Source organism: Alteromonas sp. CH_MED4-4 (genome assembly GCF_037029575.1).
GTDB lineage: Bacteria > Pseudomonadota > Gammaproteobacteria > Enterobacterales > Alteromonadaceae > Alteromonas > Alteromonas macleodii.
Genome location: NZ_JAYMEU010000016.1, coordinates 85,372 through 111,725 on the forward strand (window position 1 = coordinate 85,372; position 26,354 = coordinate 111,725).

Here is a 26,354-nt window from a genome sequence, read left to right on the forward strand (position 1 = left end):
GAGAATTAAGAGAGACGCCCAAGCTACGTGTGTTGTAACAACAAGTGTTACTACCCGCGTTAAGGCTTGGGCGTTTTTTTATTAAAAAACGGCTGATGCTAGAGCTTTCAAATGGATTAAGAACCTACTGCCCTAGTAGGTTCTACAGAACGCTTTGACTTTGGCTTTACCAGTAAAGGCGAGTAGTTGATCGACCATTCTATCAAAGTAAGGGTTGTAGGTTAGCCTTGCATACACTTTATCTTTCTTATTAGTTGCTAACTCTTCATCAGCGTTATCGGGCTCAAATCCCCACGGCCCATACCACACTTCTTCGCCCGCTTTGCAGCGCGCTTCAGCGTCACTACCTTGACCGTTATCACATATGCGAAAGTCACTCGAAGTACCATATAGCGGGTTCTTATCTGAAAAAAGTGTACTCATATGGGAGGCTGCGCTAATTCGCTGCTCCGGAACCTTCATGGTTTGCATGACGAGTGTATTTTCAGGTACATCGGGTTCACCCTCACCCTGCCACAATAAACACTTGTGTGGATGAGTAAAATTATCTCTAAACTGTTCAGATACTTTTTTTGTGTCAACCACACTGTCTTTTTCTGCCACCACCATAAGCACAGGTAAATTCAACGCACGCTTTTCTTTTTCCGATTTAGAGAATAAATCTTGAAGCACATTTACGCTTTCTTGATAGGCAGCGAACCCTGGCATTGCAGTGGAGTTATAGCGGCTTGGGTTATCTTCTTCTTCAACATTAGGCCAGGGAAATAATGAGTCAATATAAGGCGCTAAACGGGACACAAAGAAGCGTGATTTAAAGGCTGGTGAAAAATGCATTAGCCCTTTTATATCAAGCTCTTCAGCCATCGAAAAACTTGCTATTGTGGTCAAATTAGCGCCCGTCGAAAAGCCACCAATGTAGAGGTTGTCTACTTCTTCGGAAAATAGTCGTATGTGATGATTAGTTTCTGTCTGCCACTGCTGATAGCTAACATTTAGCATGTCTCCGGGTTTTGAGCCGTGTCCCGGCAACAAGATGGTTCTAACGTGAATGCCCTCACTGCACATGGCGTTGGCAACATCACGAAAAAAGTAAGGTGAATCGCCCAATCCATGAACTAACAAGACGCCAATATTGCGGTATTGTGTGCCGCATTCAAATGGCATATTCATGGACATTTCTTGTGCTTTGTCGTCAGAAATAAATGCCCTATGTTCAAGCAAGTAACGTTCAACTTCATTTAGGTAATTATCGAAAGGCTGCACACCAACCGGGAAGGCCTGTGCACTGGCGCTGAACTGAGAACTGTGCGACGAATGGCAGCCGCTCAATAAGAACAGCGAGAGAGAAGCAGCACATGCGTGTGCTGCTTTAACGGTAAAATTTGGCATTGTTAACGTTTAGGTCTGTGGCAATAAAAAGCGATTATTGCAGTGTATCTTTACCCGAAACTAAAGCTTTGGCGAGTAATTTATGGGTAAGTAATGATAGAAGTTCGGTTTCTTCCTCGCTTCGCTCGCCATCAACGCCCGTGATCGCCATTGCAACCTCTAACGTTTTCTCGGCATCAAACGATAGGTCGTGCTTCAAACTGCGTAAAAACGTTATGGCATCACCGGTGTCAATGGCCTTTCGCGTTTGGTATATCGTGTCGTTTAGAAATGCTTCGCGACAGATTGGGCTTTGCCAGTCTAAAGACTCAACCATTGCATTCAGGTAGTCTTGTTCCGACAGTGTGACCATTCCGTCGACTTGATAAAGTAATACTGAAAGCTTGATAAGGGCTTGGTTAAAACTTTGTTCTTCTGATAATTGCATAACACTCTTCCTCTTCGTACTGTACGCGGCAGTACCACAACATGCTCTGCGTCCTAGCAGTAGCGATAATTTTTTTGTGTCTACACCGAGCTATTTAACACCCAAAGCATCAATAACGCGTCGTTGTTGAACTACGATAGGACCTATAAACCTTTAACTTGGTTCCAAGGTTTAACAGGGCTAACAATGTAGACCGCTGAATTGACGATAGTGTTACGCCGCGATGAAGCTTTTAGTTCACAATGTTAAATAAGTGTAAACACCTATTGCATTATAGGTGTTTTTTGACAGGTTCCAAGTGTCACACATCGCAAAAATTGGCGTGAAAAAGAAAAGAACGAAGTTAATCAACATTGTTAACTTACGTTTAAATTTGCACCGTTGACGTTGTATGAAAGCCTGGCACACCCTTGATAAACGTGGGCCAGACTTTACCTTGAAAGTCGATGGGTAAAATTAAGAGATGACGTTAACGCAAGCCCAACGTGATGTCGTTGATGTAGAAATTGCCCGTATAGACTTTATCGTTATTACCGTGGGATTCTAATGCAAAAAACTGCTTATCTTCATCGTTTAGGGCTTGATACCCCCCGATCACCTGATAAATCCACACTTCAGGGTCAAAGTCTAACGCCTGTTCTTCAAAGTAATCCAGCGCCGTTTTAGGCTGACCAGAATCGATGACTTCACAGAAATACGCTTCTACCGCTTGCTGCAATGGATCTTTTTCAAGCGACAAAGTTGATTGCTCAGTCACATCAATATCGACTGGCTTCGTGTCTTCGTGCTTAGTCTGACGTTTGTGTACGTGGGTTAACGACGCCACAATATTTTGATAATCGGCTTCATGCTCAACGTTGTTCACGTCTGGTGCTGCGTTAGCAATAATCGTGTCCGATTGATTAAACAACACAGGTACGTTAGTCAGTTTGGCGTAGTTGCCAGGCGCAAAATCAGGCTGCTGCTCCATGTGTAGCAAGAAGCCTTTAAGCAAGCGTGTACGGCCTTGGAACTCTCTAAACCGGCCTAACAAGTCTAATAAGCGTGCTTGTACTACTGATAACTCCTGTGCGGCCTTGGCAAAGCGCTGCTGTAGCGACACCACCAGCAAGTGACGAAGTTCACGGTTAGAACCCGCCAGTTCACTTAACTCATCGAAGCGGAAACACTCAAGCTGGGCAAGTAAATCGGTTACCTGTCCTTGCGCTAGCTCATTTTCGCGAATTTTAGCTTCAACCGAAGACACGTAGCCAAACTCATTGTTAATACGGCCAAACATGACACGTACGCTATTACTCAATGATTCTGAAAGTTGATAGACATGCTCGGTTAAATCGCCCATGTGGGCTGCCGCTTCATTGTACTTGTTGTAATGAAGGGCTTCTTTATAGTGCTCGGTTAGGGTTTTAAGGCTTGCCAGCGACGCACCAATATTAGCGTTGATAGTTCGGTTGCGTTCGTCTTGTAAGCTCCCCTCTAAAAGGGTTCTCACCGCGCTTTTCAAACGCAGTTCGCTTTGCGCTTCCGGACGCCACAATACGCCTAGTTGAACAAGCTGGTCTAATACCTTAGGGCTGTGATCGCGCTCTTTTACCGAACCATTAATGTACGCCTGCATGATAAGGTCGCTGTGACGACCCAATGCGTTTAATAGTTTAGTCCCTGCCTGAATTAACACCTGGCTCATATCAAGCTACCTTGCGAAATAGCGGCCTCCGCCTGCTCAGATAAACTCAGCGCTTCAGTTTCATCAATGAAACGTAGCATTTCGTAAAGGTGTTCAATTTTGCCAGTGCCCAGATAAATCTGTTTATCTGGGTTTGGCTTAATCAGATAACCCATTTCGGTTAAGCGTTTAAACACCTGCTTTAGCTGACCATCCAAATTCACACTGGTAGAACCAAACATGCGATAGCGCGATATTTTCTCTAACTGCTCAGCATAGGCGGGGGTGTCTTCAATGGTAGTTTGCAGCTCGTTTAATCGAATCGCGCTACCCATGGTAATGGGCATATCAGATTCATTGGCTTGCTGAACTAGCAGCAACCACTCTACCAGAGGCACTAGGTTAGATGCTGTATCTTGGAACTGCTGTGTAAGCACTTTGCGCTCGTTCTCACCAATAGTGAGGAAGCTGGCAAAGAATACGTCACCCTCAGCGGTGGTCGATAATGTACGATTTAATAACGCTAAATGAGGTTCTAACTGCGCAGCGTTGTCTCTTGATTTAAGAAAACGCCATGCCTCTTCATCGGTCACCTGACAAATAAACGCGCCTTGTAGAAGTGCACTTAGTACACGGCCTTGTTCTGTCATCATGCTGATGCCTCCTCACCTGCTACTTCACCGTTCTTTTCTGCTTCTTTTTTCTGTTTAATGCGCGCCCCTATAGAACTTGCTTTTGGCTGAACCACCTGCAGTTGGCGGGTTACCTTATCTATCAAGTAGCGGTTTTCAAACAACGTCAATACTTCTGACTCTGGGTTAGGGAATGCGCCGACTACACTAATGTTATTGTTTTGACACGCTTCAAAGATTTTCTTCACGTTGTTTTGGTGAAGTGTACCTAGTTCATCGATAGGCCAATGCACTGTGGCGTCGGCATCGCCCCGCAGCAGACGGGTGAAAGCAAGTAAGAATTTACACAGAATTAGGTAGGCCATACCGTGGCTTGATGACTCGTTAAGCTGGCGGTCGGTACGAATAACAAGATCACTTTTACCTTCACGTAGGTGTAGCTCGATATCAAGTAGCTTGCTAATGCCGCCCGTAAGCGCTGCACGGCCAAGAATATCAAGGACCCTGCGCATACTTTGCCCGTATTCTTCCTCTGGTAATTCGTTTGCCCCCTCTTCCATCCAGTGCTCGTAAAGCTTTCTAAATTGCTCAAGTTCAGGCCAGAATTCAAGCTCACTAATACGTGAGCGAATTTTAACAGCCGAGTCTGATACACCATCAAGAGAAAGGTCGCCGTCGACCTCTTGGGTAATACGGCGGCTTTGCGACACAATGCGTTTGTCGATATCGGCAAGTACAAAGTAGTATTGCGAAAGATCGGCACCAAAGATACGGCCTTGCTCACGCAGGCCTTGTAGCTTCTGCGGAACAATCACGTTTAAAAGCTGTGCTAAATGCGACACCATACGGCGGTGATCAAAGCTCTTCACGCCGTGGGCATTCAGCGTTGCACACTCTTCACGGGCGCGCTCCCACGTATCAGATAGCCCTGTACCCGCTTGCGCGGCAATAAGCTGGTCGAATCTTTCTACATAGGCGCGAATATCGCTTAATAAATTTTCGCGCTCTTGAAGCTGGCTCTGTACTTCTGAAATACGCTGACCAATGCTTACATCGTCGTGCTTAACCTCAGCCGTTTCATCACCTGCCTGAAGGGTAAGCTTGGCAAGAGATTTACTTAAGGTTTTAACCTGTTCCAAGTGCTCACTGGCAGTTTTAAGCGTAGTTTCGAGCTGCCCGTGCTGCTCTTGAAGCTGTTCGCGGTTAGCTTTATAGGTTGCTTGTTTGCTGGCTAAATTACGCTCAGATTCGCCCAATAACTTACGCGACTTAGACAAGCCTTCCTGCCATACCACTTTTTGCTTGGTAAACACGTTAGTGTACCAACGCTCGTAGTCGGCTACTTTATGACGGTGGGTTTCAGTGCGCGTAATGTCTTCTTTAAGCTTATTGATTTGCTTTTTAAGCTGACCTATTTCATCAACATCCACACCGCGATTGCTCAATTCGCTTTCTAGCCAATCCTGCATATCTTTGCGGTCTTGGGCAGCATTGTCTTTCGCCTTACGCATGTCGCTATCAAGCTGAGATATACGTGCCTCACTGTCAGCAATAAGCTGCTGCCAATGGAATTTGTGTTCGGTTTCCGCTTCGCGCTGCTGATCTTTGATTTCGTCACGACTAAGCTCAAACTGCGCCTTCGCTTGCTTTTGCGACTGTTGATTCGCTTCAAGCTTAGTTTTGGCTTTTTGCTTACGTGCAGAAAGCGCCTGCTGATATTCGCTAAGTACCGTATCGCGGTCTTGCTGTGCACGTTTACGGCTTGCTTCGGCACTTTTAACGGCGTTGTCTTTTTGGGTAACCACAAGCTCGGCGTTGCGCACATCTTCGTTCGCTTTCGCCAAGCGCTGTTCGCATTCGTTTTGCGCAGCAAGGGCAGCGGCTTGACGAATTTCAGCTTCTTGCAGTTGCTGCTTAAGGGCTTGTTCGGTAAAGGCATAGTCTGGGGTATCAAGTTCAGTAAGTGCTAACTTAACGCCCATAAAGGTATGGCCGTCGCCTTGTGCATCCTTTGCCATAGCAGGCGCTAAATCAGTGCGCTCTAGTAGCTCAGGGCGAATAACTTTACCTAAGGATAACTCCCAGTCATCGACATTGGCGCGCAAGAACTCAAGTAGCGAGCCTTCGCCTGGGTAAAGAAGCGCATTTATTTTGTTAACCGCTTTTTCTTCTTGTTGAAAGGCGTTGCGTGCTTTATCTAACGCATTTGAACATTCTTTGCGAAACTCAACTGATTTACTGTGCGCCTGCTGCGCTTGTCGCAGCTCACCGCGCGCTGCATCTTCATTGATAGATGCTTCTTTGATGGCCGCATCAAGAATATCTAGCTGAGATTGTTCAAACTCGTTGTAGCCTGCGTTACTTAATGAAGCTTTTAGTTCAGCTTCAGCAACTTTTAGCACATTCAAACTATTTTGGTAGTCGTTCTGAAGCGCGCTTAGCTGGCTATTGTAGTCGCTCTGAATGCGACTTAATGCTTCACGTTCGCTCTGCTGCTGCTCAGCTTTATTTTCTGCGGCTTCTTGGCGTGCGGCTGACATTTCTTCCAGGGTAATTGACAGCTTTTCACCTAGCTCAGCCAAGCGCTTATTGTAGGCCGACTCAATATCTTGGTGTTTTTCAGTAAGCAGTACATAGCGACTATCGGCCATGGCCTTTTCATTTTGCCACTGCGCTAGATTTGCCACGTCTTCTTTAAGCTGCTCAATATTTTCGTCTTGCCACTTATCGAATTCACGCTCTACCGTATCAAGTTCACTGGTGAACTTCTCAACATCAGCGCGAGCAGATGAAATTACCTGGTTTAGGTGATCACGGGTATCACCCCACTCGCTGTCCGTTTGTTTGCGCTGGAAGCTATTCTCATCCAGTTCATTCTTTGTTGTTTCAACGCGCGCAGCCAAGTAGGTCTTATCAAGCTCGAAGCTATGCTTGAGGTTAGCAAGCACTTGCTCTGTTGTGGTTAGCGCCATGTCAGCTTGTTCGAGTTTAGAAAATTCAGGGCGAATTTTGTCGAATTGTTTAATTAAGTGACATTCTTTAATCCAGTCATCGACGCGGTGGCGGCTTAGGCCTGAAGTAGGTGGCGTAACACCATCCTCTTCTAAAATGGCGGCAATCATGGCCTTGATAGTTTCCATCTTGCCTTCTTTAGAGTGAACCGCTTTAGCCAACTTCTCAATGTGGCGCATGTGTTTCGACGGTTCGCAAAGGCTAAAGATTTTGGCGTAGCCTAATAGCTCACGGGCATTGTTACTCTGGTTAAGCACCCCGTTGTCGTTTTGAATGATGGCACGGAAGTCTTTCGTATTAAGTAAGCTCGTAACCAATATGTTGTTACGCTTCATGGCGCGTGCAAGCTCGGCGCCGCTTACACTAGCGTGTTTGCCGTTCTTTTGCTCTATCAAATAATCACTGATTTCAAATGGCTTGCCGATTAAACGATAATTGACGCCGGTTCCGTTTGAGCTTAACACTGCTTGGCACAGGTCACCTTCAGCACGCGTGTATTCATAAATAATAAAGCTAGATAAACGAGGCAAATACCAGCGTTCAAAGCTGTCACGGGTTGCCGGTACCACGCGACTTGGGTACTCGCCGTAAAAAACGGGAATAAGTCGTTGAAGCGTGGTTTTACCCGACGCATTGGTACCACAAATATTGGTGTGTCCATCAAGCTTTAGCTCGACCACGCCTGGTAAATGCGTGTCGATAAGAATAATACGTTTTAAGCCTGCCATAGTGTTCCTGTATCAATAACTCTGCCGCGTGAACGCTCACACAGCACAAAACTGTACCTGCTTTGATAGGGTAAAAGTTGCATACCTGAAAGAAAGCGAGCACATGCGCACGATGTAGCCCGTCAGTGTATTATGAATTCACGAATTTGCACAGATGCGCGGTGATTTGTTGGTTATAAAGCATGCTATTGTTTAAAAGTTAGTTGGCAAAGCTTTTGAATATCCCAATAACGCCAAATAAATATAAAGCGGCACGTACTGATTAGGTACGTGCCGCTTTAGCGAAAGCATTGAGCTTTCATAGAACAGCGATGAAATGAACGGTTTCTACAAGGCTGTTCATCAGTTGTTTTACTTCACTGACAATACATTTACCGACTCTGGTGCGGGATACATCATGCTAAAGCTGGGCGTAATATCACCCGAGGCTGCATTTAGAATATTGTCAAAACGCAGGATCATGCCATTTGATTTTTCAGCAACATATACATGACCATTGCTGAGCATCAAGTCTACCGGATTACCCAACATTGAGTTCGGTCCTGCAATATTGACGGATACATCCGTTATGCCATCGGCACTGCCTGCGCCAGGAATCACGTACAATTTACCGTCAGCAGCATCCGCTGCGCTGCCTACATCAGAAATGACCAAACTATCGCTTTGGCTATCATAGTCTATGCCATGGATGTTGGTTGGCGCGGCAAATGCTGTCCCACCACTTGCAGGGACAATCAGCCTGTCTTCACCCGTAATTACGGTTTCACCGCTTTCCATTTTGCGCATCACTTCTTCAAACACGGCAACCGAACCGTTAGTTAACGCCAGATACGCGCTATCAGTTGATGGGTCGTAATCCACATCCCAAGGGCGCGCCCCGTTGGCAGCTTCAAGTGTTAATAGAGGCGCAACATTGCCTGATGCACAAGGCGAAAATACGCGAACGGCAGGAGTAGCTTCGTTAACATCTGCCACAAATACCACACCTGCTTCTGAGGCAATGTCTAACCCTTTAGGTGCAATCAAGCCTGTATCGCTACCCGCAATCATGTGGTCGAAACTATCGCTATACATCATACCGTCTCGCATGGCTTTGAGGCGATTAATCACGAGTAAACCACCCGTTGAGGTTTCAACATCATCGAAGGTAATGACGCCATCACCGCTAGCCGTGAAAGCGGCACTCTCAATGCTCATACCAGCGTCAAAAGTGCTTAGCTCACTGGAAAGTACAGCGCTGTATTGCGCTACTTGCCCCGTGGTTGCACCTTCGCTTGCAGGGTTACTTGATACCGAAAGGCCCATAATAGGCATGGTAGTTATGCCATCGTCCGATGCGTCTTTCATCTCGTTCAGCTGAGTTAACTCGGCCAACGACTCTGGTTTTACTGAAGGCGTTGATAGTGTTGGTGCAACGTCGCCACTAGCACCGTTGAATATGTTTGAGAACACCAAAATGGCGTCATTGAATTTTTCCGCCACGCGAAGATCAGAACCGGTTAAAACAATGTCTACTGGATTACCAAGCTGGGTCGATGCGCCGCCAATCACTCTACTTGGTACAACAGCCCCGTCAGCCGTAGAGACATTTTCTAAAACAAAAATTTGACCATCATCAGCAATTGCAGCATCGCCAACGTCTGACAATACCATACGATTAGACATAGGCTCGTAAGCGATACCGTGCAGATTAATCGATATTTGATTTCCGTCTGCATCTGAAGGCACCACTGAACGCATAACTGTGGGCGCAAAATCAGAACCAGCGACATTATCGTAAACCGCGAGTGTCCCATCGGTCAGTGCAACAAACAATCTATCGCTTTGTTCGTCATAGGCCACATCCCATGGTTTTGCTGAGGTCATTATTTCTGCAATCGGTGCAACATTGCCTGCTGCTTGGCCACCGAATACGCTAACCTTTTGACCGTTAAAGTCAGCCACCATAACTAAACCTGCATTTTCAGCAAAGGCAATACCTTTCGGATTAACAAGGCCCGTAGTTGCGCCCGTTATCTCATGCCCAGTACTCATCATGTAGTCGGCTTGAGCTTCAAAATTACAAAGCGTTCTTAATAACGGTAAATCACTGTCGCCAGCTTGTACCAAGCTTCCGCTTTGCGTGAATACAATCCCCTCATTGGCTCCTGTGGTTACCGTGGATAAGACGTTCGCGTTTTGGTCAATCGAGGTAACCGTATTGCGGTTGTCATCGCCATTGTTTGCGACCAAGAAAGTCGCTGACGCAAAGCCTGGGGTTCCATCCTGACCGGGTGCACCATCTTGGCCAGGCGCGCCATCAGTCCCATCGACACCATTTGTTCCGTCGTCACCGTCGCAGGCACTTAGCGCGAGAACCATTGCCGTCGCCAACAGTGACAGTTTTAATTTTTGCTGTGATGTTTTATTGAATTCCATCTTCATCTCCGTACTTGTTGATTCGTGAAGAGACGTCACTTAAACGCGATGCGATAAGTACTGCTCACGTCCTGTTCAACAAGCCAAACGATTGATGAGTGAAACTGGATGCAAAAAAAATAAAAAAACCTCAATGCATTGCTGCGATTGAGGTTTTTAAGCATTGTTAAGTAATGCGATAGTCTTTTAACGTGGTGGGAAGCCACCGCCTCCGCCAAACCCGCCAGGACCGCCGAATCCACCCGGGCCGCCTGGACCACCAGGGCCTCCAAAACCGCCACCCGGAGGCATCATGCCTTTCATCTGGCGCATCATCTTCTTCATGCCGCCGCCAGACATCTTTTTCATCATTTTCTGCATTTGCGTAAACTGTTTAAGCAAACGGTTTACGTCTTGAATTTGCGTACCTGAGCCTGCCGCAATACGGCGCTTACGCGACCCTTTAATCATATCTGGACGTGCGCGTTCAGCCGGAGTCATTGAATTAATGATGGCTTCCATTTGGTTGAACTGCTTGTCGTTTGCCTGATCTTTAATTTTGTCAGACATACCGCCCATGCCAGGAAGCTTATCAAGCATTCCCATCATGCCGCCCATGTTCTTCATTTGCTCAAGCTGATCTTTAAAGTCTTGCAGGTCGAAGCCTTTTCCTTTCTGTACCTTCTTGGCCAGCTTTTCCGCTTTCGACTTATCGACTTTACGCTCAACCTCTTCGATAAGGCTAAGTACGTCGCCCATGCCCAAGATACGAGACGCAATACGCTCAGGGTGGAAAGGCTCAAGTGCATCAACCTTTTCGCCCATACCGATAAACTTGATAGGTTTACCCGTGATGTGACGAACCGACAGTGCAGCACCACCTCGTGCATCACCATCTGCTTTGGTCAGTATTACACCGGTTAGCGGTAGCGCGTCGTTAAACGCCTTTGCCGTATTGGCAGCATCCTGACCGGTCATGGCATCAACCACGAACAGAGTTTCAATTGGCTTAACGGCAGCGTGAAGCTCTTTAATTTCGTCCATCATGTCGTTGTCGACATGCAAACGACCTGCTGTATCCACTAGTAGTACATCGAAGAAATTCTTCTTCGCTTCAACAATGGCATCGTTAACGATATCAATGGGCTTTTGTAAAATCGTTGACGGGTGAAAAGCTACATTCACTTCACCGGCAAGGGTTTCAAGCTGCTTGATAGCGGCCGGACGATAAACGTCGGCACTCACTACCATCACTTTCTTTTTCTCGCGCTCAGTTAGGTATTTCGCAAGTTTACCTACAGACGTAGTTTTACCCGCACCTTGTAAGCCCGCCATAAGCACAACAGCCGGAGGTTGAGTTGCGAGGTTAAGCTTTTCGTTCGCCTCCCCCATCACCGACTCTAGTTCAGACTGAACGATTTTAATAAATACTTGGCCAGGCTTGAGGCTTTTGGTTACTTCGGTACCAACTGCACGCTCTTTTACCTGTGCAACAAACGCTTTTACTACGGGTAGCGCAACGTCGGCTTCAAGTAGCGCCATACGCACTTCGCGTAGCGTTTCTTTAATATTGTCTTCAGTAAGACGCCCTTTACCACTGACATTTCGTAATGTCTGGCCTAAGCGTTCTGATAAATTCTCAAACATAGTATGAAACTTCTTTTTATTTCAGACGTAATGCCCGCATTGTAACGTAAAAGCGAACGGTAACGTACCCACAATTGCGGTTAAATTTTTAAACTTTTGCGTCAAGGGTTGTCGAAATTTGATGTACGAATTTCGAAGTCGATATGGAGTAAAAATTGTCCTTCCATGATCCTATACCCACACTAAAAGTGGGTGTGAAACAAACAAAATCAAGGAGATGGTTGAATTTACTTGCAAGTTGCAGTATCAATACCGACTCAGTCGGTGAAGACGTCACCTACCTATTACAGGACGCATCATGAACACCCTTTTCGCCATTTCTGCTGCTTTACTCTACGCATTAGCTGCGGCAGTACTTATTGGCAAATTCGTACACCAAGACGGCCCGAATAAGCGATTGGGGCTATCCATCGCTAGTGTTGGGGCAATTGCACATATCGCTTTTCTCACCAACGTTATTATTGTCGCGCCTGGGCAAGACATGAGTGTAACCAACGTACTTTCATTAGTGTCGTGGATAATCACAGTATCCATGCTTATATTTGCCCGCGCCATTCCTAATCTTATTTTACTTCCTGTTGTTTTCGGCTTTGCAAGTCTTACGGTACTCGCCTCACAGTTTATTCCCGTGTCGTACATCATGCACATAGAGCTGCAGCCGGGCTTAGTTATCCATATTAGTTTGTCATTGTTTGCTTACTGCACTTTGGTCATTGCATTCTTATACGCACTGCAAATGTCCTACATTACCTACCGGTTAAAGCAAAAAGGTGCTGCGCTACTACATTCATCACTACCGCCTTTAATGCTTGTAGAAAACATTTTGTTCAAGCTGTTGCTTGCGGGAACTTGTTTACTAACCGTCTCACTAATTAGCGGGTTTGTTTTCTTAGAAGATATGTTTAACAAAACTTACGCGCATAAAACGGTGCTATCAGCGGCCGCTCTCGTTGTTTTTCTCATTCTTTTAATAGGCCAGAAACTTCGAGGTTGGCGCGGGCGACAAGTTATTGTGATGACAGTCTTGGGTGTGACGCTACTGTCCCTTGCCTATTTTGGTAGCAAATTAGTTCGCGAATTTCTTCTTTAAAACTCCCTGTATTTATTGCTGAGCTCGCTGCCGAGCTTGCTTTTTAGGCGGCTCGGCGGCGCTTGTCACTTTTTGGTGTTATCTAGTTAATTAGGGGCATATCAACAATTTTCCCTTGAAACTCGCACCTCAAATCAATACATTTGAAGCCTAAGTTAAGACAGGAACCCATTAATTGGACGACATATCAACGAGTACGCTGTTTATCGCGCTCGGCGTACTCATATTACTATCTGCGTATTTCTCTAGTTCAGAAACTGGCATGATGTCGATTAATCGTTATCGACTCAAGCATTTGCAAGGAGAAGGCAACCGCTCAGCTATACGTGTTGCTAAACTTCTAGAACGACCTGATCGCCTTATCGGCCTTATTCTCATCGGAAACAACTTAGTTAATATTGCAGCATCCTCGCTTGCAACCATACTTTGTATTCGTTTATTCGGTGACTATTGGGGGCTGTTTGCTGCTACCTTTGGCTTAACGCTGGTCCTACTTATTTTTGCAGAAGTAACGCCGAAAACACTAGCTGCGCTGTATCCAGAAAAAGTGGCATTTCCGAGCTCCATTATTCTGCTTCCACTGCTTACCTTGCTGTACCCTTTTGTGGCAGCAATTAACGGTATCACAAACGGCATTCTAGCTTTGCTAAGAATTAGTCCTGCAAGTGGAAGTGACGACTCGTTAAGTCGAGAAGAGTTAAGAACCGTGGTTTTTGAAGCTGGTGCCATGATCCCTAAGCGACACCAAGATATGTTGGTGAGTATTTTGGACTTAGAAAGCGTAACGGCCGAAGATATCATGGTGCCACGTGCTGAAATTTTTGCTATCGACATTAACGACGATTGGAAGAAAATTCAAAAAGCGTTAACCCATGCTCAACATACCCGTGTTTTATTATACCGAGACAGTGTCGACGATGCGGTCGGCTTTGTGCATGTGCGTGACGCCCTGCGCCTTCTATCTAAAGACCAGTTCACTAAATCAAGCTTGCTTCGCGCAGTTCGTGAGATTTACTACACGCCTGAATCTACCCCGCTGCACACGCTGATGTATAAGTTTCAAGCCGAAAAAGAGCGCATTGCTCTGGTTGTTGATGAGTATGGCGACATTATGGGTCTAGTCACTCTTGAAGATATTCTTGAAGAGATTATCGGTGACTTTACCACCAGTATGGTTCCAGACCACAGTAAGGAAGCACACGTACAACAGGATGGTTCAGTATTGGTTGATGGTAGTGCCAACGTCCGGGAATTGAACAGAGAAATGGATTGGAACCTGCCTACGGAAGGCCCTAAAACCCTTAATGGTTTATTACTTGAGTATCTTGAAGATATTCCTGAGAACAAAGTAAGCGTGCGTTTGGCGGGTTATCCGTTAGAAATTGTAGACATTTCAGAAAGCATGATAAAAACCGTCAGAATCATGCCGGAATACTATGTTGCACCTAAAGAGTCGAATAACGACCACTAAACGTTTTGGTGGTTAACCTGCCTTTCGGCCTTATCAGCTAACCTTTTGATTCGTCAGCTAGACGCTGTGCTCTATTTGCCAGCGCTCTAGCTTTCGCAGCAGCGACCTTATCTGACAATTCAGATAATTTGGCAATAATATCCTGCGTCTCCTTATCTTCACGTAAATCAGCCTCCGCCATATGCGATTGCAATGAACGTTTAAGGAGCTCAGGAATAGATTTGCTGTCCATTTCCCAACCCTTCAATAGAATAAACTTTGACACTCTCAAAGAGTCTATCGACCATGTGGGAATATACTTAACGATTAATTGTTCAATTTCCGAAATTAATCGCTAAGAAGGAGCAAGGCGTTTACAGTCCTTGATAATGCGTTACCAGCGTGCCTTTGTGCTCTTTTAAAGAATACTTGATAACAGCAATTGAGGCCGTAGAAAACAAACTTGTGGTGTAAGACTGGCACAGTTCATCAACGAGATAGCTAACTAGCGGCATGTGACTAACAACAAGAAGTTTTTTGATTGGTTTTTTGGAATTGACCGCGGCGTGAAGAAGTCCATCAATATAATCACTCACCAGTCTTGGCGAGCCTTCCGGAACAATATCTTCATTATTTTCAACTTTGTTCGCAATGATATCAAGCGATACCATATCATGGGTCTGTTTGGCTCGACGATAAGGGCTCACAAGCGCTAAGTCCACAATGCCTTTCTGGCAATACTGGTCTTTTAACCATAAAGCTGCTGTTTTGGCTTGCTCTCTACCTAATGGTGTAAGTTGCCTGCTTTTATCATCGAGTCTGGGCGCTTCTGCTTCACCGTGACGCATAATGAAAAGATAAATGTCGTCGTTGCTACTTTGACCTGACATAACATTGCGCATAGTATTAATGAAAGTATGCTAACGATATCAGAGAGCTGATACTACGCCTAGCGCTAAACGGCGAATAGTGAGAATTTTCGTACATTATTTAACGTTTTGTGAAGTTTCTCTTTATAGACGCTCCAGCAGTAAGGTGCTCTTGACCAAAAACGAGACAATGTGAACAACACCATAAATTTAGAAAACGCACATCACGTTACTTTACCTAATGGGTTGCGTGCCATGTTATGTCACACGCCAGAAGCGAGTGAATCTTTTGTTTCAATGGCGGTAAGAGCCGGACACTTTTATGACCCAAACGATTGCCAAGGGTTAGCCCATCTTCTTGAACACATGCTTTTTATGGGTAGCCGTCATTTGCCCAAACCCAATGCTATAAATGGATTCATTGAGCAACACGGCGGCACAATCAACGCGTGGACAGGTACCGAGTACACAAATTACCATTTTAATTGCAGCGGTGACGCTATTGCGCAAACATTGCCTGCATTTGCAGATATGCTTAGGCAACCCTTATTTGAAGAAGACGCGCTAACCAACGAAATAAAGAACATTCATGCTGAATTTGAGTTTAAGAAAAAAGACGACCTTCGCCGCCTTTATCAAATTCATAAAGAGACATGTAATCCAGAACATCCTTTTGCAAAATTTTCTGTAGGCAATTGCGATACCTTTTCTCAACACGAATGTACAGAGCTTAAACGGCGCCTAAAGGCACTGCACCAATCGTATTACTGTGCGCTTAATATGCGCTTGTGCATAGCCAGTCCTATGCCAATACGTCAACTCGAGGCGTTAGTGAATCAGTGTTTTGGGACATTGCCAAGTGGACAGTTAGCCTCTGACGACTGGCCTTCGCTTTACACAGAAAATGAACTGGGCATTCAAATCAACATTCATCCGCTGCAATCTGCTAGACGTATGATAGTGACATTTGCCCTCCCCGCTTTACAGAACGACTACAAAACCAAACCGCTGAACTACATCAGCCATTTGATTGGTGACGAAGGTGAAGGAAGCCTACTTGCCTATTTAAAAGAAAAAGATTGGGCGTTAAACCTGATAGCGGGCTCTGGCATAGAAGGCGATAAATTTAAAGATTTTAATGTGAGCTTTCAGCTTACCCAGGAAGGCCTTAAACACAAAGCGCAGGTGTTAGAGGCACTATTTAGCTACATCGAATTAATTAGAGAAGCATCGACTGAAGAATGGCGCTTTCACGAAAAGTCGCAGCTAAATGCGCTGGCCTTAGAGTACGAAGAAAATGTGAAGCCGCTTGGGATCATAACTGAGTATGCACAGCATCAATTTATATTCGAACCTGACGAATTAAATAGACTTCGCTCTACTATTGGTAGTTATGACAGAAGCATAATTGAGCATGCACTATCTTTTTTCACGCCCAAGAACCTTCGTTTAAAGGTCATATCAAAAGATGTTAAAACCACTCAGATTTGCGCATTTTATGAGGCTGAATATAGCGTTGAAGTCATCGACGATGCGCTAATACATTCACTTGAAAGCGCAAAGAAAATTCCAGAATTGTGTCTTCCCCCACCCAACCCTTATTTGGCGAGCGAATACACGCTTATCCTCCCTGAAACGGGGTTTAATGTTCCAAATAGGTTGGTAGATAATGGTGGCTATCGATTTTGGTTCGCTCAGGACCAACAATTCCATAGCCCCAAAGGCGATATTTATATCTCTTTCGACGCCGCTCAGTTTTCAGACTCTTTGACCTCTGTTGCGGCCAAGCGAATTTGGCTCGGCGCACTTAACGATCATCTCCAAGCTAAATACTACCGAGCTGAAATAGCAGGACTTCACTATCGGATTTATGGGCATCAAGCTGGATTTACCCTACACACCCGTGGTTTTACGAATCAGCAGACATTGTTAGCAAGTCAACTTCTTGACGCCGTTCTCGGTTTTATTCCTGACGAAAGAGCCTTTGAACATCACAAAGCACTTCAAATTCAAAACCTTCATAATTCACTGTTAAATAAGCCGACTAACCGTTTATTCTCTCGTTTAAGTGTTCTTATTCAACGCAACACGCAAGCGCCAGTTGAATTATTAGACGTGATAGAAAACATCTCTTATAACGAGATGCTAGGCTGTCGCAGTGCAGCTTTTGAGCATTATTTTGTAGAGGCATTTATGCATGGCAACTGGACAAGCGATGAAGCAAAGGCGTTTTCGACATCGCTTCATAGCCATTGTAAAAATGCAGGAGGAGGTCCCCTTTCTCGTGCCGTATCTAAGCTGCCTGTGGGCGGAACTCTTTATCACGAAGTGTTGTGTAATCACGATGACTCAGCGGTCGTACTTTATTTACAAGCGCCTTCTCCGAGCCTCACCGACACCGCATTGTGTATGGTTCTTGAACAGATGCTGGCAGCACCGTTCTTCAATTCGTTAAGAACAGAACAGCAATTGGGATACATAGTCGGTACAGGCTATGTACCACATAATCAACACCCCGGAATGGCATTTTACATACAAAGCCCGCAATGCAGTCCAAAGCAGTTGCTAGATGCAATGACCGCCTTTTTATTCCAGCAACTCAATGAAATAGAGTTCTATCGTTTTTATTGGCCGACTATCCAACAAAACCTTATTAAGCAGTTAGAAGAGAGAGACCTTACACTTTCGATGAAGTCACAGCGTTTATGGGTAAGTTTGGGTACGCAAGATTTAGAGTTTAATAGAAATGCAAAGCTTGCTGAAAGAATCAAAGGCTTGAGTTTCGAAGAGATTCAAGACTTCGCGCATCAACTCGCTAAACGAGAGCGCTGCGGGGAATTGGTGCTTTTCTCTCGAGGAAAATTTGAGAGTATTCCCACGCAAGAAAAACGAACGATTAACAGTATTTCTGAATTCAAAAAAGAAATTCCTTACTACTAAAGCTGCATTGTAGGCACGTGCCACGGTCGTTAAGATTTTAACCAATCTGCCGATACCCAGTGGTATTCGCAGACAAGGTTGGTTAATAAGTAAACCATCATTCTTGTTATTACTAAAAAGTCCTTGTAGAGGCTTAGTTAATTCGGCATATTTATTATTCTGGCTGTTAGGGATGCCGCCAGTAAAATAAAAAAATAATAAATGGCGTATGCCAAAGGTGTGTAGGTGCGCTCAACCCTAATTTATTCAATTTCTCTTCTTTTGTTGGCTTTGTCAGGAATTCTTTTTTCTTCTGCAAAGGCGATAGAGGTTTCTGATCTTCATTTTACAGAGCTAAATAAGCAGCAAGGACTCTCTGACACTGCGGTATTGGACATTGTAGAAGATAACAATGGTTACATTTGGCTCGCGACCTCCAATGGTTTAAATCGCTACTCTGGTTATGAGGTGAAGCAATACCACCCTTCAGATGTTGACCACAATTCACTTCCGTCCGGTTATACTCAAAATCTATTCTTAGATTCTCATGGCGAGTTATGGGTAGGAACACAAGCAGGTCTTGCCAAGTATCAACCTGAAAGCGACAACTTCAAAGTTTTCAATAGAGAAAATAGTGTAATTAAAGTTGATTTTATTACTGGCATCGGTGAATCGTACGATGGTGACATTCTATTCGCTGATCTGAAGTTTCTTTACAAGTTATCGAAAGAGAGTCATCAAATTGAGGTTGTAAAACAGATACACAAAGACCAGAGTTTTATAAAGGTCATTTATGATGAAGCGAACCGCACCTGGTTAGGTTCAAATGAGTTTGGGCTTTCGCTTATAGACAAGGCTGACGAGTCACTTTATTCCGCAACAAAAGTAAATCCATGGGGAATCAACTTGGATGTTCGTTCTCTTCACGACATCAAAGTAATCAACGGTAACTATTGGCTTGCAACCAATGAGGGCATCTATGTCATAGCTGCTTCGGGTAAAATACTTCAACATTTTAAAGACGCATTCACTTCTAAGTCTGATGAAGCGCTTAATACCCTAACAATCTATGAGAAAGATGACGACATCTGGATTGGCACTCAAGCAGGCCTATTCATATTTAGTGATGCAGCAACGTCAGAGATAAATAGCAGCTTTCAACCGAGGGTCATCTACCTTGATCACGACAATCAAGAGCTGACAGGCTTGCCTACAGCAACAATCATGAACCTAGTAACAGATAGAGTCGGTGGTATCTGGGTTACGACAATAAAGAGCGGGGCATTTAGGTATCACCCAGACTACGCTACAACTAGGTATAAATCTGTTTTTAATTCTTCGAACTTATCCGAGGATGACTACTCCTCAATATGGGGCTTTGCAGAAGACTCCGCCAACGACATATATGTTGTTTCTCAACAAAGAGGACTTGGCGTTATTAATAGCTCTAGCGGAGAAGTAAAGTTCTCAGAAACCTTCTCTGATTTTGCGAACTCAATAACTTACTGGGATGTTGAAATAGATACCAAAGGTACATTCTGGGTTGCATCCTCTAATGGCATCTATGTTTTGAGGCAGGTGGAAGGAAAGCTTCAATTAATAGATCATGTGTTCGAAGGGTTATTTATCGATTTTCTCTATACCAAAGGGGACGAAGTTTGGATCTGGGAGGATACACAGGGACCGGTAAAACTATCTCTTGGTTATGATTCGTCTAAAGCATCTGTTGAGCCAATAAAAATAGAGATAGACTCATCTCGTTTAGTTCCGATTTATAAAGATAATGATAATCGACTTTGGCTGAGAAGCGAGTCAGGTGTAAGTATATACTCGCTGAAGAACAGGGAGTTGATCAAAAACTTAGATCAGAGCAATGGTTTCGATTCACTCGTTTACGGCGTTTACGAAACACCAGACTCATACTGGTTAACTACTCGCTCGAAAGGAATTTTGCAGGTCGACAAGCATTCTCTTGAATTTGTCAAAAGGCAAGTTCGTACAGAAAACTCTGGGCTAATAATATCATCCGTAGGTATCGATAACAGTATTTGGTATGCAGATACTACGGGAGTTCACCAAATCAAACTTCCCGAACTTGAAGAAGTAAGTTCGGTTCCAAATTCAGAGCTTAACTACAATTCTTTAGGCGAGAGCTCAGCTTTCGCATCCTCAGAAAAAACTATCTATTTTGGTGGGATGACTGGTTACAACATAATAACGAGTAAGAAAACTAGCTCAAAAGATGATTTGACGAAAACACTTATCCCAGAGCTTTCTGAATTAAAAGTTTTTGGGGTATCTAACAATAGGTCAAATGTAATTCAGAGGGAAAGCAGTGGCGAAACAAGTTATTTCTCATCGGCACAAAATATAGGAACTAAAAAGTCGATTGCGCTAGATTACAATGAGTCTAGATTCAGCATATCTTTCAATTTACTCAACGCTGTTTATCCGCAGCACGTGGTTTACCGATATCGGTTGCTTGGTTTTGACGACAACTGGATTGATAATGGAGACGACAGAGTTGCTCAATTTAATAATATAAGCTTTGGAAACTACGTTTTCGAGGTACAAGCAAAAGCGCCAGGAAGGTTGTGGTCTGACAGCAGAAATCTTTCAGTTCAAATCGCAAGACCACCTTGGCTTCATACTGTTGCTATTGTTTTTTATTGTATTGTCGCATTCGCTATTTTTGCATTCATCGTTCGCCAATATCAGATAAGGAAGGCAAACCAGCTTGCCATTAAAGAGTCCGAAGAACGCCTTAAACTGACGCTATGGAGTTCTGGAGATGAGCTGTGGGACTGGGACGTATACAGAGGCCAAGTTTACCGTGCAAATACGTGGGGCACACTTGATTTTCCACAAGATGATATACGCACTACAGGCGCTTACGATGCAAACATTCATCCTAACGACGTAAACCGTGTTAAAACTGCCCTAAGAGACCATCTTGAAGGTAATAGCGACTTCTACGAGCTTGCATACCGCGCAAAGACATTTAAGAATCAGTGGATTTGGATACTTGACCGCGGAAAAGTGGTTGAAAGAGACCACAATGCTCAGCCGGTACGAATGACTGGTACGCTTAAGAATATTCATCACTTAAAAGAAGCTGAAGAGCAGCTGAATCTATTTAAGCGTTCAATTGAGAATATTTCTGAAGGTGTATTCATAACTAATACCCAATTTAAATTCATAAGTGTAAACAATGCATATTGCGGTTACACCGGCGAGACCCGCGATCAAGCGTTAGCAAGCTATATGCACTTCCATCTATATCCAGACGCGTTTACCGAAGAAATTAAGAAAACGCTAAAAGCAAAAGGTAACTGGTCAGGTGAAGTAGAAAGTGTGCGAGTGAACGGCGAGCGCTATGAAATGGAATTAAATATAGACGCCGTCCATGACGATGACGGAAAAATAAGCCATTTTGTAGGCGTATTTAGTGATATCACGTCAAGAAAAAGTACTGAAAAAGAACTATTGAAACTAGCTAATACTGACCCGCTCACAGAGCTTCCGAATCGTTCGTTCTTCCAAGCTAGCCACCAGAACTTGGTGCGGAAAGGAGCACAACATACTCTGCTCTGTTTAGATATGGATAACTTTAAGAAAATAAACGATTCTTTAGGCCACCAAACGGGCGATATATTAATTAAACAAATAGCAAAGCGCTTACAGAGAATTACGGGTAAGAGTGCGACCTGCTATCGTTTAGGTGGTGATGAATTTAGTGTGTTAATGGAAGACAATGCCGATATCCACACGGTAACGCATTACGCACAGAACCTATTAGACACATTATCTCGCCCCTTTATCATTAATAAGCAAGAGTTTGTATTGGGTGCCAGTATTGGAATCGCATTCTTCCCTGACGACGGCACTTCTCCCCAAGAAATGCTGAAAAACGCCGACACAGCCATGTATTTCGCTAAAAACAATGGCGGTAACAGCTATCAGTTCTTTAGCGGAGAGATGAATCAAAACGCCGTTAGGCAACTGCAAATTGAAAACCTTATAAGACAAGGTATTAAAGATGACTTGTTTACGGTTTACTACCAGCCGAAAGTAGATATAGCCTCAGGTAAGCTAGTTAGCATGGAAGCTTTGGTGCGCTTTGAGCACCCCCAAAAGGGCATAGTAAGCCCTGGGCAATTTATCCCTCTGGCAGAGCAAACAGGCCAGATTATAGAAATTGGTGAACAAGTGCTAAGAAAGGCTTGTGCAGATACCAAACGCTGGGTAAACCAAGGTTTGTTTAGTGGTCGTGTAGCTGTGAATATATCTGCGAAGCAGTTCGAATTACCTGACTTAGACGACAGAATAAACAAGATTTTAAGCGATATCGGTTTGTCACCACTACATTTAGAGTGCGAAATAACTGAAGGTACGCTAATGGAAAGTCCTGAAAACGGCCTTCAAATGATGACTCGCCTTCGCGAAAGAGGTATTCACCTAGCGCTAGACGATTTCGGTACAGGTTACTCGTCCCTAGCCTACTTAAAGCGATTCCCGCTAAACACGCTAAAAATTGACAAAGCATTTATTGACGATATTGCAAAAAGTAATGTAGATCGTCATATGGCGGCTGCCATTATAAATATCGCCCACAATTTAGGCTTAAAAGTTGTAGCTGAGGGCGTTGAAGAAGAAGCTCAGCTAGATATTTTACGTCGCTACGATTGTGAGATGTTGCAAGGCTTCTTATACAGCCGACCATTAAATGCAGAGCGCTTCGAGAAGCTTCTCACCGAGAATCAAAAGCTTCATACGCTGCTTGGCCACTCTAACTTTTAATAGCCCTTACCTTTTACTTGCGTATAGGGCGCGTGCTTTCCCCTGCCTAATGCCGCTCATTGCAGCTTTAGGCAAAGTCATGCCTATTCAACCTTAGTTTATTAGACTTTAGTGCCATTAAAATGGCGCTTATGAACGTCGATAAATCCCTGCACCAAAAACAAACTATAAATCCTTGAATATAAAGAAAATTTTAAAAAATATTATTTCTGGCACGCATTTAGCTAAGTATTAAGTACCGATGACAAATATAAAAAATCGGTTTTGTTTGTTCGTTCAAAATAATCAGAGGAAATTAACATGTTAAAAGAGTACGCAGTTGCACTAGTACTTTCTACCGCTACCCCAGTTGCTGCCGACAAGCAAGAAGGCGCTAAACAAGCTCCTGAGTCGCAAAAAGAGACAGTAACTCAACCACAAACAGTTCGCCCTAAGACGGGTGGTGGCGGTTACGGTATTGGTCTTTAAGAGATACCTTAGAATTTCCAAAAAAAGAGAGCAACGCTCTCTTTTTTTATACCTGTATTTTACGCCACACTTACTTATTTCAGCAGACCGCTAGGAAAGACTACGCAGCAATGTAAAGGTTATTAAACCCCACCGCATTGCGCCAATGTATATGGCGAGAGATTGAGAACATGGGCAGTAAGATTGGACCTAACACAAAACCCGCTATCGCCCACTTTTTCGCGCTCATTCCCCATTTAAACGCTTCTACATAAAAATACAGAGAAAAGATAACGCTTAATACTACGAGTGAAATCACACTGCCTCCGCCTGTTTGACCTAGTTACGTGGGGTTACTTGTCCCCATCAATTATTCAATTTAACTTACTGATAATTGACGCCAACAATTTGACACGTTCATTTTTTAACCGCAGGAATTCTACCCAAAATAGAACAATAAACCAGCAAAAATACCCATTAATCGAGTAGGAGGGAGTTTTACAACTCCCGTCCTCTCACACCACCGGGCATACGGTTCCGTACCACGGCGGTTCATATTAACACTGGAACTGTCGTTGACAATCCAGCAGCGATACCAACCCCATCTTGTCGAACCACCCTTTTCTAAAGGCTTGATTCATGTGGCTGGCCCCCGCATTCCACCATGCGCCTCGTTGGTTGGTCGCTGAGCACCATGCCCGATTCTCGTCAAGCCCTGCTTTCATTAAGTTTCTGGCGCGGGTGTATACGCGTTTCCACTGCCGCCATAACAGGCAGCGGAGTTTTCGTCGTATCCAACCGTCCAGTTCCTCCAGCACGCCTTTGACTTTTGTCAGGCGGAAGTAGCTTATCCAGCCGCGAAGCACGGGTGTCATTACGTGTATTGTCTCACTGATAGAGCGAGAGTAGTGCCCTGTCGTCATTTCGCGGATTTTATCCTTGAAGCGATTTACACTTTGCACGGCGATTTTCACCCGGCTCTCTTTGTGCCGGGTAAAGCTATAGCCTAGGAACTTGCGTTCCCACGGCCGGGCTACCGCGCTTTTATCGGCATTGACTTGCTGCTTCAGTTCGTTAGACAGGAAGTCGGTGATATCGGCCAGTAAGCTCTCGCCTGCCTTCTGACTGCTCACGTAAATATTGCAGTCATCAGCATAGCGGCAGAAGCTATGGCCTCGTTGCTCTAATTCCTTGTCTAAGCTATCCAGCAGGATGTTTGATAGCAATGGTGATAGTGGGCCGCCTTGCGGCATGCCTCTGTCCCGCGTTACCCGCTGGCCATTGGCCATCATTTCCACTTCAAGGAAGCGGCGGATGAGTTTCAACAGCCGTTTATCTTCTATCAGGTACGCCAGTTTCGACATTAAGATGTCATGGTCTACCCGGTCGAAGAACTTCTCCAAATCCATGTCTACAACCCATCGCTTTCCGCTACGTATGTATTGCTGTGCTTGTTGCACGGCTTGCCATGCATTGCGGTTTGGTCTGAATCCGTAGCTGGACTGAGAGAAGTGCGGTTCCACCAACGGACTTAGCCGTTGTGCTATCGCTTGCTGGATGAGTCTGTCTACCACCGTTGGCACGCCTAACGTCCTGACGTCGCCATTCGGTTTCGGGATGTCCACTTTACGGATGGCCCGCGGTAGATAGCTGCCCGCTGTCAGTGAGACCTTCACACCTTGCCAATGCTGTTTCAACCAGGGTTTTAAATCCAGCGTGCTCAGGTTATCAACACCCGCTGCGCCTTTATTCTCCACCACCCGCTGATAGGCCAACATCATATTGGCTCGGTCTGTCACTGCTTCCATCGTCACCGATGGTTCCGCTTTCGTTCGCCCACTGACCGCCGTGTCAATTTCAGCACCCGTGGCGTATCCCGACAGGTTCCGCCCGTCTTCGCACTCACTGGCCGCGGTATTCTGCGCTTGTGCATCATTAATCGACATCGAGTAACAGTGTCCTAATCACGGTTAATTATGTTCAGCCCTTCATGCTATCGGTTTAATATCACTACTACGGCCTCGGCTGACTTCTGATATCCCATCCCAACATCTCTCGATGTCAGTAGCACACTAAAAAAAAAATCAGAGGCAGAACATCAGACCTCCCGGGGTAATTCGCGCGACCTTCCTGCTTATGCCTGTCGGCTTTACGTTGCTGCATTCCGTGCAAGTATTGGGCTTTAGTGATAATCGCCACCTCACCCTGCAACAACGCCTAAACCGCTTCCTGTTCGTCAGGCCAGCATTTTGCCTTCGGCTTCCTTCAGATTTCACCTCGCGATGAACACCCTTGCCGTTCGGCTAGCACTTCCCCTTGCCGGGTGTGCAGAGGACTTTCACCTCCAAGTCATCGACTCACCACCACAATGAGTCGGACAGTGCTTTCGCACTACGCGCCATGCCCGGCGCACAACGCAAAAAACCCGCCGTTAGGCGGGTTTCTTTAATTGGGACCTGGCAGTGTCCTACTCTCACATGGGGAAACCCCACACTACCATCGGCGCTAATACGTTTCACTTCTGAGTTCGGAATGGAGTCAGGTGGTACCGTATCGCTATGGCTGCCAGGAAAAACTGGTAACAATCTAGAAAACTGGATATCAATTCAACCAGTGAGTAACTACTTTTTACTCTTACTTGCTTACTTTAGCTTGTCTACAACGCTCAAAAGCCTAAAGCTTCTTGGGCGTTGTATGGTTAAGCCTCTCGGGCAATTAGTACAGGTTAGCTTAACGCCTTACAACGCTTCCACACCCTGCCTATCAACGTCATCGTCTATAACAACCCTTCCAGACCTTAAAGGTCAGGGATGACTCATCTTTGGGCCGGCTTCCCGCTTAGATGCTTTCAGCGGTTATCCGTTCCGAACATAGCTACCGG

Annotated in this window: 16 protein-coding genes and 2 rRNA genes; 5 read left to right on the forward strand and 13 right to left on the reverse strand. The window is 44.9% G+C overall.

The genetic code is table 11. The features are described 5' to 3' along the window. Positions 1 to 132: 132 nt before the first annotated feature. The 7 genes from WA381_RS12655 to ffh form a co-directional block, all read right to left on the reverse strand. A complete protein-coding gene (locus WA381_RS12655; protein WP_061485207.1) occupies positions 133 to 1,389 on the reverse strand; it encodes an alpha/beta hydrolase in 1,257 nt (418 codons plus the stop codon). Between the two features lie 34 nt (positions 1,390 to 1,423). Then, positions 1,424 to 1,816, reverse strand: a complete 393-nt coding sequence (locus WA381_RS12660) for a TerB family tellurite resistance protein (RefSeq protein WP_156078094.1) — start codon at positions 1,814 to 1,816, stop codon at positions 1,424 to 1,426. Between the two features lie 469 nt (positions 1,817 to 2,285). Further along, complete coding sequence (locus tag WA381_RS12665) at positions 2,286 to 3,503, reverse strand: phosphoenolpyruvate carboxylase (RefSeq protein ID WP_156086121.1); 1,218 nt, start codon at positions 3,501 to 3,503, stop codon at positions 2,286 to 2,288. Continuing rightward, positions 3,500 to 4,135, reverse strand: coding sequence for a condensin complex protein MksE (locus tag WA381_RS12670; RefSeq protein ID WP_014978725.1), 636 nt, complete (start codon positions 4,133 to 4,135; stop codon positions 3,500 to 3,502). Before WA381_RS12670 ends, WA381_RS12665 begins: the two co-directional genes overlap by 4 nt. Then, positions 4,132 to 7,854 carry an ATP-binding protein gene (locus WA381_RS12675; RefSeq protein WP_156086120.1) on the reverse strand — a complete coding sequence of 1,241 codons (3,723 nt, stop codon included), beginning with the start codon at positions 7,852 to 7,854 and terminating at the stop codon, positions 4,132 to 4,134. The genes WA381_RS12670 and WA381_RS12675 overlap by 4 nt, the downstream gene beginning before the upstream one ends. Before the next feature lie 351 nt (positions 7,855 to 8,205). Then, positions 8,206 to 10,272 (reverse strand): YncE family protein, encoded by a 2,067-nt coding sequence (locus tag WA381_RS12680; RefSeq protein WP_156086119.1) that lies wholly within the window; start codon positions 10,270 to 10,272, stop codon positions 8,206 to 8,208. Between the two features lie 186 nt (positions 10,273 to 10,458). Then, positions 10,459 to 11,898, reverse strand: a complete 1,440-nt coding sequence (ffh, locus tag WA381_RS12685) for a signal recognition particle protein (RefSeq protein ID WP_014948819.1) — start codon at positions 11,896 to 11,898, stop codon at positions 10,459 to 10,461. A 298-nt stretch (positions 11,899 to 12,196) separates the two neighbouring features. Between ffh and WA381_RS12690 the strand changes: the two genes are divergently transcribed. Further along, entirely contained in the window at positions 12,197 to 12,988 is a 792-nt protein-coding gene (locus WA381_RS12690; RefSeq protein WP_014948818.1) for a cytochrome C assembly family protein, read from the forward strand. Positions 12,989 to 13,163: 175 nt separating this feature from the next. Continuing rightward, positions 13,164 to 14,459, forward strand: coding sequence for an HlyC/CorC family transporter (locus tag WA381_RS12695; protein ID WP_014948817.1), 1,296 nt, complete (start codon positions 13,164 to 13,166; stop codon positions 14,457 to 14,459). A 37-nt stretch (positions 14,460 to 14,496) separates the two neighbouring features. Here the strand turns inward: WA381_RS12695 and WA381_RS12700 are convergent, their stop codons facing one another. Together WA381_RS12700 and sixA are read right to left on the reverse strand one after the other, a co-directional pair. Then, entirely contained in the window at positions 14,497 to 14,691 is a 195-nt protein-coding gene (locus WA381_RS12700) for a hypothetical protein (RefSeq protein WP_014978722.1), read from the reverse strand. A 121-nt stretch (positions 14,692 to 14,812) separates the two neighbouring features. After that, the gene (gene sixA, locus WA381_RS12705) at positions 14,813 to 15,328 is read right to left on the reverse strand and encodes a phosphohistidine phosphatase SixA (RefSeq protein ID WP_014976012.1); all 516 of its coding nucleotides are present in this window, start codon (positions 15,326 to 15,328) and stop codon (positions 14,813 to 14,815) included. A 171-nt stretch (positions 15,329 to 15,499) separates the two neighbouring features. Between sixA and WA381_RS12710 the strand changes: the two genes are divergently transcribed. The 3 genes from WA381_RS12710 (at position 15,500) to WA381_RS12720 (ending at position 23,494) form a co-directional block, all read left to right on the forward strand. Then, a complete protein-coding gene (locus WA381_RS12710; RefSeq protein WP_156086118.1) occupies positions 15,500 to 18,247 on the forward strand; it encodes an insulinase family protein in 2,748 nt (915 codons plus the stop codon). Between the two features lie 225 nt (positions 18,248 to 18,472). Next, the gene (locus WA381_RS12715) at positions 18,473 to 23,026 is read left to right on the forward strand and encodes an EAL domain-containing protein (RefSeq protein WP_156086117.1); all 4,554 of its coding nucleotides are present in this window, start codon (positions 18,473 to 18,475) and stop codon (positions 23,024 to 23,026) included. A 300-nt stretch (positions 23,027 to 23,326) separates the two neighbouring features. Next, positions 23,327 to 23,494 (forward strand): hypothetical protein, encoded by a 168-nt coding sequence (locus tag WA381_RS12720; RefSeq protein ID WP_168532690.1) that lies wholly within the window; start codon positions 23,327 to 23,329, stop codon positions 23,492 to 23,494. Between the two features lie 100 nt (positions 23,495 to 23,594). On the opposite strand, the gene WA381_RS12725 is transcribed toward WA381_RS12720, so the two are convergent. The 4 genes from WA381_RS12725 to WA381_RS12740 form a co-directional block, all read right to left on the reverse strand. Then, positions 23,595 to 23,792, reverse strand: a complete 198-nt coding sequence (locus WA381_RS12725; protein ID WP_136780893.1) for a hypothetical protein — start codon at positions 23,790 to 23,792, stop codon at positions 23,595 to 23,597. Between the two features lie 238 nt (positions 23,793 to 24,030). Next, entirely contained in the window at positions 24,031 to 25,419 is a 1,389-nt protein-coding gene (ltrA, locus tag WA381_RS12730; protein ID WP_156085810.1) for a group II intron reverse transcriptase/maturase, read from the reverse strand. 508 nt (positions 25,420 to 25,927) lie between these two features. After that, a 5S ribosomal RNA gene (gene rrf, locus WA381_RS12735) occupies positions 25,928 to 26,043 on the reverse strand. Between the two features lie 124 nt (positions 26,044 to 26,167). Beyond that, positions 26,168 to 26,354, reverse strand: a 23S ribosomal RNA gene (locus tag WA381_RS12740); the annotation flags it as partial.

Bases quoted from the DNA above. Each gene is read 5' to 3' on its own strand.
- WA381_RS12670 (WP_014978725.1), bottom strand. From the start codon at position 4,135: ATGATGACAGAACAAGGCCGTGTACTAAGTGCACTTCTACAAGGCGCG.
- WA381_RS12655 (WP_061485207.1), bottom strand. From the start codon at position 1,389: ATGCCAAATTTTACCGTTAAAGCAGCACACGCATGTGCTGCTTCTCTC.
- WA381_RS12690 (WP_014948818.1), top strand. From the start codon at position 12,197: ATGAACACCCTTTTCGCCATTTCTGCTGCTTTACTCTACGCATTAGCT.
- WA381_RS12660 (WP_156078094.1), bottom strand. From the start codon at position 1,816: ATGCAATTATCAGAAGAACAAAGTTTTAACCAAGCCCTTATCAAGCTT.
- WA381_RS12680 (WP_156086119.1), bottom strand. From the start codon at position 10,272: ATGGAATTCAATAAAACATCACAGCAAAAATTAAAACTGTCACTGTTG.
- ffh (WP_014948819.1), bottom strand. From the start codon at position 11,898: ATGTTTGAGAATTTATCAGAACGCTTAGGCCAGACATTACGAAATGTC.
- WA381_RS12720 (WP_168532690.1), top strand. From the start codon at position 23,327: ATGTTAAAAGAGTACGCAGTTGCACTAGTACTTTCTACCGCTACCCCA.
- ltrA (WP_156085810.1), bottom strand. From the start codon at position 25,419: ATGTCGATTAATGATGCACAAGCGCAGAATACCGCGGCCAGTGAGTGC.
- WA381_RS12675 (WP_156086120.1), bottom strand. From the start codon at position 7,854: ATGGCAGGCTTAAAACGTATTATTCTTATCGACACGCATTTACCAGGC.
- WA381_RS12665 (WP_156086121.1), bottom strand. From the start codon at position 3,503: ATGAGCCAGGTGTTAATTCAGGCAGGGACTAAACTATTAAACGCATTG.
- WA381_RS12700 (WP_014978722.1), bottom strand. From the start codon at position 14,691: ATGGACAGCAAATCTATTCCTGAGCTCCTTAAACGTTCATTGCAATCG.
- sixA (WP_014976012.1), bottom strand. From the start codon at position 15,328: ATGTCAGGTCAAAGTAGCAACGACGACATTTATCTTTTCATTATGCGT.